The organism is Paraburkholderia acidisoli, assembly GCF_009789675.1.
GTDB classification, from domain to species: Bacteria; Pseudomonadota; Gammaproteobacteria; order Burkholderiales; family Burkholderiaceae; genus Paraburkholderia; species Paraburkholderia acidisoli.
The window spans coordinates 1,193,522-1,208,843 of record NZ_CP046913.1 but is presented as its reverse complement, the minus strand read 5'-3'; the positions used below and the strand labels follow the sequence as shown (position 1 = coordinate 1,208,843).

9 protein-coding genes are annotated in these 15,322 nt (G+C 67.7%); 5 read left to right on the top strand and 4 right to left on the bottom strand.

Annotated features, from left to right (window positions below; translation table 11 throughout):
- Window positions 1-361 precede the first annotated feature (361 nt).
- Entirely contained in the window at window positions 362-850 is a 489-nt protein-coding gene (locus FAZ98_RS05220) for a DUF2844 domain-containing protein (protein WP_158949417.1), read from the top strand.
- Complete coding sequence (locus tag FAZ98_RS05215; RefSeq protein WP_158949415.1) at window positions 847-2,208, top strand: DUF3443 domain-containing protein; 1,362 nt, start codon at window positions 847-849, stop codon at window positions 2,206-2,208. The genes FAZ98_RS05220 and FAZ98_RS05215 overlap by 4 nt, the downstream gene beginning before the upstream one ends.
- Window positions 2,209-2,333: 125 nt before the next feature.
- Here the strand turns inward: FAZ98_RS05215 and FAZ98_RS05210 are convergent, their stop codons facing one another.
- On the bottom strand, window positions 2,334-2,945 hold the full coding sequence (locus FAZ98_RS05210; protein WP_158949413.1) for a hypothetical protein: 612 nt from the start codon (window positions 2,943-2,945) through the stop codon (window positions 2,334-2,336).
- A gap of 143 nt (window positions 2,946-3,088) precedes the next feature.
- On the opposite strand from FAZ98_RS05210, the gene FAZ98_RS35325 reads away from it, so the two are divergent.
- Together FAZ98_RS35325 and FAZ98_RS05200 are read left to right on the top strand one after the other, a co-directional pair.
- Window positions 3,089-4,948: a VRR-NUC domain-containing protein gene (locus FAZ98_RS35325; protein WP_233272668.1), complete on the top strand. Its 1,860-nt coding sequence runs from the start codon at window positions 3,089-3,091 to the stop codon at window positions 4,946-4,948.
- Window positions 4,945-7,260, top strand: coding sequence for an ATP-dependent DNA helicase (locus tag FAZ98_RS05200; protein WP_158949411.1), 2,316 nt, complete (start codon window positions 4,945-4,947; stop codon window positions 7,258-7,260). Before FAZ98_RS35325 ends, FAZ98_RS05200 begins: the two co-directional genes overlap by 4 nt.
- A 71-nt stretch (window positions 7,261-7,331) precedes the next feature.
- On the opposite strand, the gene FAZ98_RS05195 is transcribed toward FAZ98_RS05200, so the two are convergent.
- The 3 genes from FAZ98_RS05195 to xylA form a co-directional block, all read right to left on the bottom strand.
- Entirely contained in the window at window positions 7,332-10,187 is a 2,856-nt protein-coding gene (locus FAZ98_RS05195) for an ATP-dependent Clp protease ATP-binding subunit (protein WP_158949409.1), read from the bottom strand.
- A gap of 574 nt (window positions 10,188-10,761) precedes the next feature.
- Complete coding sequence (gene xylB, locus FAZ98_RS05190) at window positions 10,762-12,252, bottom strand: xylulokinase (protein WP_158949407.1); 1,491 nt, start codon at window positions 12,250-12,252, stop codon at window positions 10,762-10,764.
- A 74-nt stretch (window positions 12,253-12,326) separates the two neighbouring features.
- Window positions 12,327-13,655: a xylose isomerase gene (gene xylA / locus FAZ98_RS05185; protein ID WP_158949405.1), complete on the bottom strand. Its 1,329-nt coding sequence runs from the start codon at window positions 13,653-13,655 to the stop codon at window positions 12,327-12,329.
- A 345-nt stretch (window positions 13,656-14,000) separates the two neighbouring features.
- Here xylA and FAZ98_RS05180 point away from each other — a divergent pair, with 345 nt between their 5' ends.
- Window positions 14,001-15,275: a XylR family transcriptional regulator gene (locus FAZ98_RS05180; RefSeq protein WP_158949403.1), complete on the top strand. Its 1,275-nt coding sequence runs from the start codon at window positions 14,001-14,003 to the stop codon at window positions 15,273-15,275.
- Window positions 15,276-15,322: the final 47 nt, after the last annotated feature.

The following is a 15,322-nucleotide window of genomic DNA, read 5'->3' as shown; positions in this document are numbered from 1 at the left end:
TCGCGGCATGACAGGCAACGCGGCGCGCAGGGGTTTTCATCGTCGTGAAAAACCGCGGACACGGGGCGGAAACACGGCCGAAACACCGGCGTCACGCGCACGCCGCGCCAACGTCACACCTACGCCGTTTTCACACCTCATCGACGTAACGTTCTTCAACAATTGTCGCGGGTTTCGCCGCATGCGCTAATCGAAACTTTCTTCTTATGGATCAAAGCGATACGGCACATCCTTGCCGTATCGCCAGTTTGCGCTGCGCCGCCCTGTCAGCGTGAGTGCCTTGCCGAATTCGACCCGGTGCTACTTTTCCCCGCGAAATCTCAAAAAAAGCGGTTCACACACAGCAGCACCGGAGAGCGTCATGAAAACTTGCAGCCTCGCGCAGGCGGGCCGGGCCGTGGCCCGCGCCTGCACGCTCGGCGGCCTGGCTTGCCTGAGCCTCGCCGCCGCCCTTCCCAGCGCCCAAGCCGCGCTCGGCGGCGCGCCGACCCTGCCCGCCGGCGCGACTTCGCGCACGCTCGCGAACGGCACGGCGCATGTAGTCGGTTATGTCGATGCCGCGGGCACGAGCGTCAACGAATACGTCGCGAACGCCAGCGGGACCGTGGTCGCCTATACGTGGGCAGGCCCGGCGCGGCCGAATCTCGATGCGCTGCTCGGCGCCTATGCCGCCGACTGGCGCAGCGCCGCCGCGGCCTTGCACGCGGCCGATCGTGACGATCTGCACGCCGCGCGCGTGGTGGGCGCTCACGTCGTAGTGGAAACCGGCGGTCACATGCGCGGCTACGTAGGGCGCGCGTGGCTGCCCGACGCGCTGCCGGTGGGAATGGGCGAAGGAGATGTGCAATGAGCGCCCGCTCGCGTTCCACATGTTCCGTGCACGCGGTGCTTGCGGCTCGGGCGTTCAGGGCGATCACGACAACCCGGCCGCTTCGCTCCGCCTTCGCGCGCCGCTTCGCCTGCCTGCTGTGCGCCGCGCTCGCGGCCTGCGGCGGCGGCAGTAGCGGCTCGAACGCGAGCGGCGCCGCCACGCCCGCGAGCGCCCCCGTCACCGCCAGCGCGCCCACGGCCGCGAGCACACCGGCCACGCCTCCGGTCACGACGACCGGCGCCGTCACGCCATCGACGACCCCCAACGTGATGCCCGTCTCGGTGGCCGCGACGCCCACGCTCACGCGCAACATGCTGATGGCCAGCGTGACGGTGTGCGTGCCCGGCACCGCGACCTGCGCGACCGTCGACAACGTGCAGGTCGACACGGGCTCCCAGGGCCTGCGCCTGCTCGCTTCGGCGTTGCCCACGGGCTTCGCGCTGCCCGCCGTGCCGGCCGGTTCGGGCGGCGCGCCCGCAGGCGCGTGCGCGGCGTTCGGCACCGGCTACACGTGGGGCGCCGTGCGCAGCGCCGACGTCAAGCTCGCGGGCGAGACGGCCGCCGCCTTGCCGATCCAGCTGATCGCGGACCCGGCCGTGGCCGCCGCGCCCTCGGGCTGCGCAGGCCTCGGTCTCGCGATGACGAGCGCGACCACGCTGCGTGCGAACGGCATCCTGGGCGTCGGGCCGTTCAGCGCCGATTGCGGCGCGGCCTGCGTGAACGCCGCGCTCAGTTCGTGGTATTACGCGTGCCCCGCCGGCGCTTGCACACCGAGCGCGCAGCCGCTCGCGCAACAGATCAGCAATCCCGTGGCCGCGTTCGCCACCGACAACAACGGCGTGGTGATCGACCTGCCCGCGATTCCGGACAGCGGCGCGTCCTCGGTCGCGGGCCAGCTCATCTTCGGTATCGGCTCGCAGGCCAACAACGCGCTCGGCGGCGCGACCGTGCTGCGCGCGAACAGCGTGACGGGCTACGTGCGCACGACGACCTCGGACGGCTCCGTGTACTCGCGCAGCTATCTCGACAGCGGCTCGAACGCGCTCTACTTCAATAGCTCGACGCTCACGCGCTGCGGCTTCTGGTATTGCCCGGCCACGCCCACGAGCCTCGCCGCCACGATCCTCGGTATCGACGACGCGAGCGCCACCATCAATGTCGCCGTGACCAGTTCGCAAACGCTGTTCGGCAGCGGCAACTGGGCCTTCGACAATCTCGCGGGCTACAACGCGAGCGCGTTCGGCTGGGGCTTGCCGTTCTTCTTCGGCAGACGCGTCTTCACGGCGATCGAGGCGCAGGCCACGCCCGCCGGCAACGGCCCGTATTTCGCGTTCTGACCGGCGCGCGCGGCCGCACCGTGCCGCGCAGAAACACCGAAGGCCTCTCGCGAGGCCTTCTTTTCTGGCTCACGCCAGGGCAATGTCGATACGGCGGCGTTAGCGTGCTGCCACGCGCGAACGCGTCATTCGTCGTCGCTATCGGCGTTGGGGTCGGGCGTGGTCTTCGCGAGCTTGTCCGGCGCGAGCCAGCGGAACGACACGATGTTCCCCGCGTCGCCGAACGTGCATTCCGCGGCCGTTGGCGTGCGCTTCGCCTTGCCGATACCGAGCTTTTGCGCGATCACGCCGACCGGTGTCGTCGGTTTCGCATCCGAGGCCGAATCGGCGCCATCGGTCGAATTCGCCGAATGGGTCGTGGGCACGCCCGTGAAGCCCGGCAGTCCCGTTGCGGGCTGCGAGAGGGTCGAGTCCTCCGCCGCGCGGCGCGCGCCGCTGTGGGCCGACACGCTCGACGCCCCCGATGCGGCCGAGGCCGCTTCCGCGCCCGAAGCGCCCGAAGCGCCAGATGCGGCGTCGGCGAACGGCGTGCCTTCGAGGCTGCCTTCGACCACGACGCGCGCGCCGCGATACGTGGTGGCGCGATGCGAGACCGCGAAGTCGTTCACCGGCATCGCGGCGAGCCGGTTGCGCATTTCCTCTTCGCACGCATTCATGTTGCGATATTGCGCCGCGCATCCCGCGAGCAGGGTCGTGGCGGCCGCGAGCGCGGCGAGGCAGGCATTGCGTTTGTTCATCGCTCTTCCGGTTTTCAGGCTGCGGCAATTGTAGCGTAAGGGCCGGGCAATCCCTGAGCCGGGCTTCGTCACCCACGAGCGCGCGCGTTGGTGACAGCGCAGGCCTGCTATCATCGCGGCTGTATATCCATACAGTGCCGCGCGTGCTTCCCGATTCTCCCGATCCGTTCTATTACCTCGCGAACTTCGAGCGCGCGCTCGCGTGGCTCGACGCGCGCTGCGCCGACCTGTTCGACGCCGAGGAACGCCGTTTCGCCGCCGCGTTCCCGCGCCTGCCGCGCCCCGCCCGCGCGCTGTTCGTACGCATGCTGATGCGCAAGGGCCCGCAGTTTCGCGCGAGCCGGCTCGATTACGCGGAGATCGGCTGCCCGCGCGCGGCGGCGGCGCCGCTCGTCGCCGCTGGATGGCTCGAGGGCGCGCCGGCGCTCGACTTCGCCGCCCTCGCCGCGCTCGTCACGAAGGCCGAATTGCAGGCGCTCGCGGCGCACGCGGGCGTGGCCTGCGAAGCGCGCGCCACGCGGGCGGCCACGCTCGAGGCACTGCGCGCGCATTTCGTCGACGGAGAGAATGCGCCCGTGGCGCGCGGCTGGCACACGTGGTTTCCCGCTTCGCCCGACACCGTGCTGCGGTTCGCGGCCGCGCCGCTCTGCGAGCGCTTGCGCCTCATGTTCTTCGGCAATCTGCATCAGGACTGGAGCGAGTTCGTGCTCGCCGATCTCGGCGTCTTCCGCTACGAGACGGTCGCGTTCGACGCCGCCTCGCGCGCGTTTCAGCGTCGCGACGACGTGGACGCCTGGCTCGCGCTGCGCGATTGCCGCGAAGCGCTCGACGCGGCGCTGCAAAGCGCGAGCGCGAACGCGGCAAGCAGCGCCGATCCAGGCGCCAACCTGAGCACCAACCTGAGCACCAACCTGAGCACCAACCAGAGCGCGGACCTGAGCGCGGGAACGAGCGCAAACCCAAGCCCACGCCCCGATTTCGTCACGCCGATCGAAACCGCGCTCGCCACGCTCGATGCGCTCGCGCCGCGCACGCACGCGAACCCGTGGCTGCGCCAGCGCCACGACAAGCTGCGCCACGCCGCGGGTCTCGCCGCCGAGCGCGTGCGCGAACCGGCACTCGCGTGGCGCGCCTATCTCGACAGCAGTCATCCCGAATCGCGTTACCGGCGCGTGCGCGTGCTCGAACAGCTCGATCGCCGCGACGACGCGCTGGCGCTCGCGCGCCGTATCGCCGAAGCGCCCATCAACGAAGAAGAAGCGCAACGCGCGGCGCGCACGCTCGGCCGTCTCTCGCGCGCGCCCGTTCGCGCCCGGCGGGCGGCCATGGCCGCGGCGAACTTCGCGCAGGCGGAACTCGTGCTGGCGCATGCGCCCGCCGTGCGTGTCGAGGAAGCCGCGCGCCTCGCGCTCGCCACGCCCGAGGCGCCCGTGTTTTACGTGGAGAACACGCTCATCAACGCGCTGTTCGGTCTGCTCTGCTGGCCCGCGTTGTTCGCGCCGCTGCCGGGCGCGTTCTTCCACCCGTTCCAGCGCGGTCCCGCCGACCTGAACGCCGCCGACTTCGCCGCGCGCCGCGCCGCCCAGTTCGACGCCTGTCTCGCCGAACTCGACAGCGGCGCGTATCGCGAATCCATCCTGCAACGTTATGTCGACAAGGCCGGCATCCAGTCGCCGTTCGTGGCGTGGGGCGCGCTGAACGACACGCTGCTCGCGCTCGCGCTCGACTGCTTTCCGGCGGCGCATGTGCGCAAGTGGTGCGAGCGCCTGCTGCGCGAGCCGCTCGCGAATCGCTCGGGCTGGCCCGATCTCGTGCGCTTCTGGCCCGCCGAACGCCGCTACGAGCTGATCGAGGTGAAAGGCCCGGGCGATCGTCTGCAGGACAACCAGCGGCGCTGGCTCGCGTACTGCGCCGCGCACGGCATGCCCGTTTCGGTGTTGCAGGTGCGCTGGCCCTTGCCTGCCGAAGCCCGCGCCGAACCGGCGAACGCGCTCGCGTCATGAGCTACACCGTCGCCGTGCGCACGCTCTGCGAATTCACCGCGAAACGCGGCGACCTGGACTTGCGCTTCACGCCCTCGCCCGACGCGAGCGAAGGCCGCGCGGGACATGCCGCGATCGCCGCGCGCCGCCCCGCAGGCTACGAAACGGAGATCGCGCTCGCGGGCACTTACTCGAGCACGAGCGCCGCCGACGCAACCGCAACGCTCACCGTGCGCGGCCGCGCCGACGGCTACGATCCCGCGCGGCGGCGGCTCGAAGAGTTCAAGACCTATCGCGGCGATCTCGACGCCATGCGCGAGAATCAGCGTGCCCTGCACTGGGCGCAATTGCGCGTGTACGGGGCGCTGCTCTGCGAGAAACTCGCGCTCGATTCGCTCGAACTCGCGCTCGTGTACTACGAGATCGGCTCGGGGCGCGAAACCGCGCTCGTCGAGCACGCCAGCGCGGCCGAACTGCGTGCCGCGTTCGAGGCGCAATGCGCGCGCTTCGTCGCGTGGGCCGCGCAGGAAAGCGCGCATCGCGCGGCACGCGACGCGGCACTCGGTGCGCTGCAATTGCCGCATGCCACGTTCCGGCACGGCCAGCGCGATCTCGCCGAAGCCGTCTGGCGCGCGGCCACGCAGGGCCGCTGTCTGCTCGCGCAAGCGCCTACCGGCATCGGCAAAACCATCGGCACACTGTTCCCGCAACTGAAGGCCTGCGCGCGCGGCGGCATCGACAAGATGCTGTTTCTCAGCGCCAAAAGCTCGGGGCGGCAACTCGCGCTCGATGCGCTCGAGACACTCGCGAGCGCATCGACCACGCCGTCAATGCCCGTTTTGCCGCTGCGCGTGCTCGAACTCGTCGCGCGCGACAAGGCCTGCGAGCATCCCGAAGCCGCGTGTCACGGCGAATCCTGTCCGCTCGCGCGCGGCTTCTACGACCGCTTGCCCGCCGCGCGCGCGGCCGCGCTCGAACGTACGCGGCTCGACCGCGCGACGCTGCGCGAAGTCGCGGCCGAACATCGCGTCTGCCCGTATTACCTCGGTCAGGAACTCGCGCGCTGGAGCGACCTGATCGTCGGCGATTACAACTACTACTTCGACGTGAGCGCGATGCTGTTCATGCTCGGCGCGCACAACGCGTGGCGCGCGAGCGTGCTCGTCGACGAGGCGCACAATCTGCCCGAACGCGCCCGCGCGATGTACTCGGCCGAACTCGTGCAAACGCGCATCGACGCCCTGCGCGGCAACGCGAGCACGCCGGTCAAACGCGCGCTCACGCGCCTGCAGAAGCACTGGAACGCCCAGAACGCCGTGACGCCCGGCGCGTGGCGTGCGAGCGACGCGCTGCCCGATGCGCTGATCGCCGCGCTCGGCGACGTGACCGGCGCGATCGGGGATCAACTCGCGGAAGCGTCGCTCGCGCGCGATCCCGAACTGGAGCGCTTCTATTTCGACGCGCTGCATTTCACGCGTATCGCCGAACGCTTCGGCGCGCATTCGCTGTTCGACATCACGCCGCTCCCCGCACGTTCGATCCGTTCGACCCAGCGCGCGCGCACCACGCTCGCGATCCGCAACATCGTGCCCGCCGACGCACTGCGCGCGCGCATCGCGGCCGCGCATAGCATCACGCTATTCTCGGCCACGCTCTCGCCCACGCACTACTACACCGACATGCTCGGCCTGCCCACGAACACGGTGAGCATCGACATCGGCACGCCGTTTCGCGCCGAGCAACTGCACGTGCGCATCGCGCGGCACATTTCCACACGCTACAAGGATCGCGCGCGCTCGCTCGAGGCGCTCGTCACGCGCGTGGCCGCGCAATATGCCGAGCGTCCCGGCAACTACCTGTGTTTCTTCAGCAGCTACGACTATCTGCAGCAAGCCGCCGAGGCGTTCGCCGCAAGGCACCCGCATATCCAGGTCTGGCTGCAGTCGCGCACCATGGACGAAGCCGGCCAGCACGCGTTCGTCGCGCGCTTCGCCGAAGACGGCTGCGGCATCGGCTTCGCGGTGCTGGGCGGCGCGTTCGGCGAAGGCATCGACTTGCCGGGCACGCGGTTGATCGGCACGTTCATCGCCACGCTCGGCATGCCGCAGGTGAACGCGCTGAACGAAGCCATGCGCGAGCGCATGGACGCGCTCTACGGCTCGGGCTTCGACTACACCTACCTCATCCCGGGCTTGCGCAAGGTCGTGCAGGCGGCCGGGCGCGTGATCCGCACCGAGACCGATCGTGGCGTGGTGCACCTGCTCGACGATCGTTTCGCCCAGGCCGACGTGCGCGCGTTGCTGCCCGCCTGGTGGCACATCGACGCGAATTGATTCGCTATCCTGAGCAGATCCCGTCAAACAAAAAAAACGGCTGACGCATCAGCCGTTTTTCTTCAATACGCTCAAGCCGATTTCGACTTGCCCGCGCCCTTGCCGTTCTTCTTCGAAGGCGGCGGCGGTGGCGGATCGCCTTCGGCGTCGTCGGCGGCCAGCTCGGGCGCGACTTCGTTCACGTCCGGTTTATCGCCCTTCTTCGCCTTCTTCGCGGGCTTCGCTTCCTTCACGTCGGGCGGCACCGCAATCTTGCTGATGGTGGTTTCGTCGTTCGCCTTGTCGTAGCCGATCTCGACGGTATCGCCCGTTTGCAGCGCGTCGCCGAGTATTTCCTTCGCGAGTCGCGTTTCCACTTCCTGACGCACCTGGCGCTTGAGTTCGCGCGCGCCGAACTCGGGCTGATACCCCGCCTCGACGAGATGCTCGACCAGCGAATCGCTCATCTTCAGCGTGATGCCCTGCGCGGCCGCCGTGCGCTTCACGCGCTCGAGCTGGATCTCGACGATCGAGCGGATGTTCTCCCGCGAGAGCGCATGGAACACGATGATCTCGTCGATACGGTTGAGGAACTCGGGCCGGAAATGGCCTTTGAGCACCTTCATCAACTCGGCGCGCAACGCCTTGTCGTCGAGCCGGTCCTTCTCCGGCTGCTCCAGGTTGTTCATGATGATCGACGCGCCCAGATTGCTCGTGGCGATCAGGATGGTATTGCTGAAATCGACCACGCGGCCCTTGCCGTCGGTGAGGCGGCCGTCGTCGAAGACTTGCAGCAGCACGTTGTACACGTCGGCGTGCGCCTTCTCGATCTCGTCGAGCAGAATCACGCTGTACGGGCGGCGGCGCACGCGCTCGGTGAGCTGGCCGCCTTCGTCGTAGCCCACGTAGCCCGGCGGCGCGCCGATCAGCCGCGCGACCGTGTGGCGCTCCATGTATTCGCTCATGTCGATACGGATGATCGCCTGCTCGTCGCCGAACACGGTTTCCGCCAACGCCTTCGCGAGTTCGGTCTTGCCCACGCCCGTCGGCCCGAGGAACAGGAAGGTCGCGATCGGCCGGTTCGCCTGGCCGAGCCCGGCGCGCGAGAGCCGCACGGCATCGCTCACGGCGGTCACCGCGTCGTCCTGGCCCACCACGCGATCGCGCAGCGTCTCTTCCATCTTGAGCAGCTTCTGGCGCTCTTCCTGCGTGAGATCGGCCACGGGAATACCGGTGAGCCGCGAGACCACTTCGGCGATCGACGCCACCGTGACTTCGAGCGTTTCGGAGCCGGTCTTGCGCTGCCACGCCTCGGTGAGTTCGTCGAGCTTCGCCTGCTTCTCGTTGATGCGCGCCTCGAAGCCCTTCGCCTCGTCGTAGCGCTTGCGCGAGGAGGCATAGTCCTGCTCGCGCTTGAGTTGCACGATCTCGGCTTCGAGTTCCTGGATGTCGGCGGGCCGCGAGGTCGCGCCGATGCGCACGCGCGCCGCCGCCTGATCGATCAGATCGATCGCCTTGTCGGGCAAAAACCGCGACGTGATGTAGCGATCCGACAACTCGGCGGCGGCCACGAACGCGTCGTCGGCGAAGGTCACCTGGTGGTGCGCTTCGAGCTTGTCGCGCAAGCCGCGCAGAATCACGATGGTCTGCTCGACGGTCGGTTCGGGCACCAGCACGGGCTGGAAGCGCCGTTCGAGCGCGGCGTCTTTCTCGATGTACTTCTGGTATTCGTTGAGCGTGGTCGCGCCAATGAGACTCAGCTCGCCGCGCGCGAGCGCCGGCTTGAGCACGTTCGCGATGTCGAGGCCGCCTTCGCCGCCGCCCTGACCCGCGCCCACGATCGTGTGCAATTCGTCGATGAAGAGAATCAGCTCGTCATGGCGCGCCGTGACTTCGTCGATCAACTGCTTCGCACGCTCCTCGAATTCGCCGCGATACTTCGCGCCCGCGACCATCGAGTTGATGTTCACTTCCACGAGCCGTTTGCCGCGCAAGACTTCGGGCACGTCGCCGTTGACGATGCGCTGCGCGAGCCCTTCGACGATGGCCGTCTTGCCCACGCCTGGTTCGCCGATCAGCACCGGATTGTTCTTCTTGCGACGCGCGAGCACTTCGATCGTACTTTCGATTTCCTGGGCGCGGCCCAGCACCGGATCGAGCTTGCCCTGGCGCGCCATGGCCGTGAGATCGCGGCCGAACTTGTCGAGCGTGGGCGTGCCGGTGGGCGTGTCCACGCGGCCGTCCTCGGCGCCCTTGCCCACCACTTTCACGACTTTCTGGCGCAGCGCCTCGGGCGTCACGCCGTACTTCTTCAGCAGGCCGCCCGCAATGCTGTCCGGCACCGAGGCAAGCCCGATCAGCAAATGCTCCGGCCCGACATACGAATGCCCGAGGTCGCGCGAGGCCTGAAACGCAAACTGAAACGCTTTCTTCAGCCGCGGCGAGATCGTCATCTTGTCGATGGGCGCGTCGGGCGACGCCGTGCCTTTTTGCGCATGTTGATCGATGTAACCCGTGATGTCCTGCGGCGACAATTTCAATTCTTTCAGGAGTGCTGCGCAGACGTCGGTTTCGGCCAGCACATAGAGCAGATGCTCCGTGTCGAGTTCGGTACGCTGCAATTCGTGCGCTTTTTCCGCGGCGCGCTGCAGGATTTCGAGCGTCTGCTCGCTGAAAGCATCGGTGGCGTCGACGGACTCGCGCGGCACTTCGGCGGAGAAGCCGGAGTCTTCATCGTCCATGCCCTCGCCGCCCGCGCCGTTGCCGAAGAAGCGCGACAGCCCGCTGCCGCCGAGCAGCGAGTCGAACGGATTGAGCATGCTTTGGTGACGCATCAATTGACGGTAGTCGTAGTCGCAGATCGACATCGACTTGCGCTGACCGTTTTGCACCACGGTCACGCGCGCGACGGCGGGCCGGGTGTGACAGATTTCGCAGAGGGTGGGCATGATCGGCTCGTCTCCGGACGGGAGCGCGCGAGCGAGACCGGGCGCGTTTGGCATGCTTCGAGTGCATGCGCCCGCCGGCCGGCTGTGCGCACTTCGGCGCAACGCGGCGGTTGCGCGACTCAAGGACATGAAGCGAAAAGCGGCGGCGCGTGCGGACATTCACGCACATCTGACGCATCACACAGGCACACGCGAGGCCGCGGCTGACTGACGAAAACCCTGCGGGCGGCACGTGTCTCGCGCGCTTCGCGAACGACTTGCCCTGCATGGGTAAAAAGATTGTGGCAGGAATCGCGCGCGCTCGCATCGAGCGTGCAACGCTGCGCGGTGCTATTTCATCAGCGTGAATCGTCAGAAGAAAAAGGGCGAAACGGGGCATGCCGCGTTTCGCCCTCGAAGGCGCGCAGCGCGCGCGAGGAGACCACCCTGAATGTGACCGCCGTGCGTCAAGTCATCACGGGAAAGCGAGCGCCATGCACGCGCGTCGCGCTGGCAGAAAGGCACGAGGGATCGAGATCGCACGGCGCGTGTTTGCAATCGTCGAGACAGCCATCGCGTGGTGCCGGCTGGCGCCTCAAACGCCGCTCGCGAACACCGGATCGAGTGCGCGATAAAGCGCGCGGAACGTCGGCCGGCGCGCGTCGCGATACCACGCATGACGCGCCGCGTCGGGTTCGCGTATCGCGATCACGGGCGGCTGCGGGCAGACCGCTTCGAGCGATGCGCCCGGCTCCACCGCGAGATGCGCGAGCCGCGCCGCACCGAGCGCCGGACCGACCTCCCCGCCCGCGCGCAACGTGAGCGCGCGGCCGCTGATATCGGCGAGCATCTGCGTCCACCATGCGCTGCGCGAGCCGCCGCCGATCACGGTGATGGTGTCGGGCACGAGCCCGGCCGCATGCAGGGCGTCCATGCCGTCGAGCAGCGCGAAACCCACGCCTTCGAGCGTGGCGTTGGCGAGATCGGCGCGTGAGGTTTCCGGCGTCATGCCGTAGAACACGCCCTTCGCGTTGACGTTGTTGTGCGGCGTACGCTCGCCGGTGAGATACGGCAGGAACCACGGACGTCGCGCGTCGAGTTCCGCACTCGTGTGCGCTTCGGCGTCGGCGAGCATGGCGGCCACGTTGTCGTAATGCGTGAGGCGCGCGGTGAAGTCGAGGCAACTTGCCGCGTTGAGCATCACCGACATCAGATGCCACGTGTTGGGCAGCGCGTGACAGAAGCTGTGCACCGCCGAATCGGGGTTGGCGAGAAAGCCGTCGGAGACCGCGAAGTACACGCCCGAGGTACCGAGCGAGAGCATGGCGTCGCCGGGACGCACGATCCCCACGCCCACCGCGCCCGCCGCATTGTCGCCGCCGCCCGCCACCACGGGAATCTCGCGCAAGCCGAATTGACGCGCGAGTTCGGGCCGCAGTTTGCCGGTGATTTCGTTGCCTTCGAACACGGCGGGCATTTGCGCGCGCGTGAGCCCGCACGCGGCCAGCAGCGCGTCGCTATAGTCGCGCTTCGCAATGTCGAGCCACAGCGTGCCCGCGGCGTCAGAGGGATCGGTGGCGAACACGCCGGTGAGCAGCCAGCGCAAATAGTCCTTCGGCAGCAGCACCTGCGCGATGCGCGCAAAAATCTCCGGCTCGTGTTTGCGCACCCACAGCAGCTTGGGCGCGGTGAAACCCGGCATGGCCAGATTGCCGGCCACGGCGTGCAGTTCCGGCGCGGCACGTTCGAGTTCGAGACATTCGGTGTCCGAACGACCGTCGTTCCAGAGGATCGCGGGTCGCAGCACTTCGCCTTGCGCGTCGAGCAGCGTGGCGCCATGCATCTGCCCTGTCAGGCCGAGCGCCTCGATCTGCGCGGGGTCGATGCCGCGCGACCGCGCTTCGTCGAGCAAGGCGCGCAGCGCCGTCTGCGTGGCCGTCCACCAGTCCTGCGGCGCCTGCTCCGACCAGCGCGGCTGCGGCCGGCTCACGGTGAGCGGCGCGCTCGCGCTGCCCAGCACGTCGCCCGCACGATCGAGCAACACGGCTTTCACGCCCGAGGTGCCGAGGTCGATACCAATGTACATGTCTGCGTTCCCTCTCTTCATGATGCGTCTCGCGGCACGCGCCATGGCTCGCGCGCCGCGTCGCTGCCGTTATGTCATGCCGGCCGTTGACCGTAAATCGCCTGATTCACGACGTTTTCGAGCCGTTCCTGCTGGCCGCTCACGTGCTGCGGATTCACGCCGTGCGCCATGGCATCGGCCGCCAGCGACGAGAGCGAATAGCCGCCCGCGAGAATCTTGCGCCCGAACTCCGTGTCCCAGCCCGCGTAACGCTGTTGCCGGAATTGCTCGAGGCGGTCGTTCTCCACCAGAACGGCCGCGCGTTCGAGCGCCAGCGCGAGGATGTCGATCGCGCCCACGTGGCCGTAGAACAGATCTTCGGGATCGACACTCTGGCGGCGCACTTTCGCGTCGAAGTTCATGCCACCCGTGCTGAAGCCGCCGTGGCGCAGGATTTCGTAGAACGCGAGCGTGAGCTCCTCGACGCTGTTCGGAAACTGGTCGGTATCCCAGCCGTTTTGCGGATCGCCGCGATTGGCGTCGACGCTGCCAAAAATGCCGAGCGCAAATGCCGTGGCAATCTCGTGATGGAACGAGTGACCGGCGAGCGTCGCGTGATTGGCTTCGATGTTCACGCGAATTTCGTTTTGCAGTCCGTATTGCGTGAGAAAGCCGTGCACCGTGGCCACATCGTAATCGTATTGATGCTTGGTCGGCTCCTGCGGCTTCGGCTCGATCAAGAGCGTGCCCTTGAAGCCGGTGCGATGCTTGTGATCGATCACCATCGACAGAAAACGCGCGAACTGATCGCGCTCGCGCTTGAGGTCGGTATTGAGCAGCGTGTCGTAGCCTTCGCGGCCGCCCCACAGCACGTAGTTGTCGCCGCCGAGCTTGTGCGTGGCGTCGAGCGCGTGGCACACCTGGGTGGCCGCATAGGCGAACACCTCCGGATTCGGGCTCGTGGCCGCACCGCCCGCGTAGCGCGGATTCGAGAACAGGTTCGCCGTGCCCCACAGCAACTTCACGCCGCTCGCCTGCTGGCGCTCGCCGAGATAGTCGACCATGCGCGCGAAGTTTTCCGTGTAGTCCTTCAGGTCTTTGCCCTCGGGCGCGACGTCGGTGTCGTGGAACGTGTAGTAAGGCGTGCCCAGCTTCGTGAAGAATTCGAACGCGGCGTCGGCTTTCTGGCGCGCGCGCTCCATGGCGTCGCCGGGCTGCTGCCACGGCCGGTGAAACGTGCCGTGACCGAAGATGTCCACGCCAGGCCATACGAACGAATGCCAATAGCACACCGCAATCCGCAGATGCTCTTCGAGCGTCTTGCCGAGTACGTTCTTCGTGCGGTCGTAGTGATGGTACGCAAGCGGATTGTCCGACTGCGGGCCCTCGTAGCGAATGGCGGGAATGGATTCGAAGTACGACATGGTGTCTCCTGTGTCGGCTGCGGATAGCGGCTGCGCTGATGTCTTTCAGCTTTCAGGCGTTCAGGCGTTCGCCCTTGCGGCGCTGGCTCACCCATGGCGTGTTGCGGCGCAGCGGGACACGCCGGTCTGGGTCACCTCATACTGCCCGCGCGTGCGCCGGCCCGGCAATTACGAAATTGCGCGACCGCGTTCATGTTTCCTGCCGAATCCGCGCCGGGCGCGCCCGCGAGAGCCCGCGCGTTTCATTGTCGGCCTAGAATAGCCGGACGCCCGAAACCCTGCGCCCACGGCGCGCACGAACCGGAGAGACTGCGGCGGCACGCACGCCATGCCGCCGATCACGCCATGAACCGCGCCCACGTTCCGCCTTCGTTCGCCGCTGCCCCGCCCTCCGCTCCTGCGCCGCGGCCGCATCGCATCGCGTTGCTGTTCAACGCGAACAAGGTGTACGACCGCGAGATCATCGCCGGGATCGGCCACTATCTGCGCTCCACGCGCGTGGCGTGGGACCTCTTTCTCGAAGACGATTTCCGTTGCCGGCTCGCGGGAATCGAGCGATTCGAAGGCGACGGCATCATCGCCGACTTCGACGATCCCGCCGTGGCCGAAGCGTTGCGCGATTGCCCGCTGCCCGTGGTGGCCGTGGGGTCGTCGTTCGAAGACGAGGCGCACTATCCGCGCGATGTGCCGTATATCGCCACCGACAACCGCAAGCTCGTCTCGCTCGCCTGCACGCATTTGATCGGCGCGGGTCTGCCGCAACTCGCGATGTACAGCCTGCCGGTGGCGCAGGAGAACCGCTGGGCGCAGGAGCGCGAACTCGCCTTCGCCGCGATCGCGCACGCGGAAGGCATGGCCGCGCCCGTCTATCGCGGTCTCGCGACGAGCGCGTCGGTCTGGAATCAGGCCGTCGAGCAACTGGGCGACTGGCTGCACGCGCTGCCCAAGCCCGTGGGCGTGATCGCCGTCACCGACGCGCGGGCGCGCCACCTTCTACAAGCCTGTCTGATTCACGGCATCGCGGTGCCGGAGCAGGTGGCGATCATCGGCATCGACAACGACCCGCTCACCCGCACGCTCACGCGCATTCCGCTGTCTTCCGTGATTCAGGGCACCGAGGAGATGGGCAAGACCGCCGCGCATCTGCTGCACCGGATGCTGCGCGGTGCACGTTTTCCGGGACAACGCATTCGGGTGCCGCCCGTGGGCATCAGCGTGCTCGAATCGACCCGGCACGAACCGCTGGCGAGCCCGCACGTCATGCGCGCGCGCCACTTCATCCGCCAGTACGCCTGCCAGGGGATCAAGACCGAACAGGTCGCCGATTACGTGGGCGTGTCGCGCTCGTCGCTGGAAGACTATTTCCGGCGTGAACTCCAATGCACGGTCCACCAGGCCATCCTGCGCCACAAGCTCGACGCGGCGAAAGCGCTGCTCGCGCGCCGTGACGCGTCCAGTGCCGAAGTGGCAATCCGCTGCGGGTTCACGTCGCTTCAGTACATGTATGCCGTGTTCCGGCGTGAACTCGATTGCACGCCGCGCGAATATCAGGACCGCGCGGGCGCGCCGCCTGCGCCTGATGTCACCGCGAGCGCATGCATCGATGCATCGTCGCGATAACGACCCCGTTCTCATGCACCTCAATGCCGGCTTCGGCCGCCCAGGAC

Bases quoted from the DNA above. Each gene is read 5' to 3' on its own strand.
- FAZ98_RS05220 (WP_158949417.1), top strand. From the start codon at position 362: ATGAAAACTTGCAGCCTCGCGCAGGCGGGCCGGGCCGTGGCCCGCGCC.
- FAZ98_RS05215 (WP_158949415.1), top strand. From the start codon at position 847: ATGAGCGCCCGCTCGCGTTCCACATGTTCCGTGCACGCGGTGCTTGCG.
- FAZ98_RS05210 (WP_158949413.1), bottom strand. From the start codon at position 2,945: ATGAACAAACGCAATGCCTGCCTCGCCGCGCTCGCGGCCGCCACGACC.
- FAZ98_RS05200 (WP_158949411.1), top strand. From the start codon at position 4,945: ATGAGCTACACCGTCGCCGTGCGCACGCTCTGCGAATTCACCGCGAAA.
- FAZ98_RS05195 (WP_158949409.1), bottom strand. From the start codon at position 10,187: ATGCCCACCCTCTGCGAAATCTGTCACACCCGGCCCGCCGTCGCGCGC.
- xylB (WP_158949407.1), bottom strand. From the start codon at position 12,252: ATGTACATTGGTATCGACCTCGGCACCTCGGGCGTGAAAGCCGTGTTG.
- xylA (WP_158949405.1), bottom strand. From the start codon at position 13,655: ATGTCGTACTTCGAATCCATTCCCGCCATTCGCTACGAGGGCCCGCAG.
- FAZ98_RS05180 (WP_158949403.1), top strand. From the start codon at position 14,001: ATGAACCGCGCCCACGTTCCGCCTTCGTTCGCCGCTGCCCCGCCCTCC.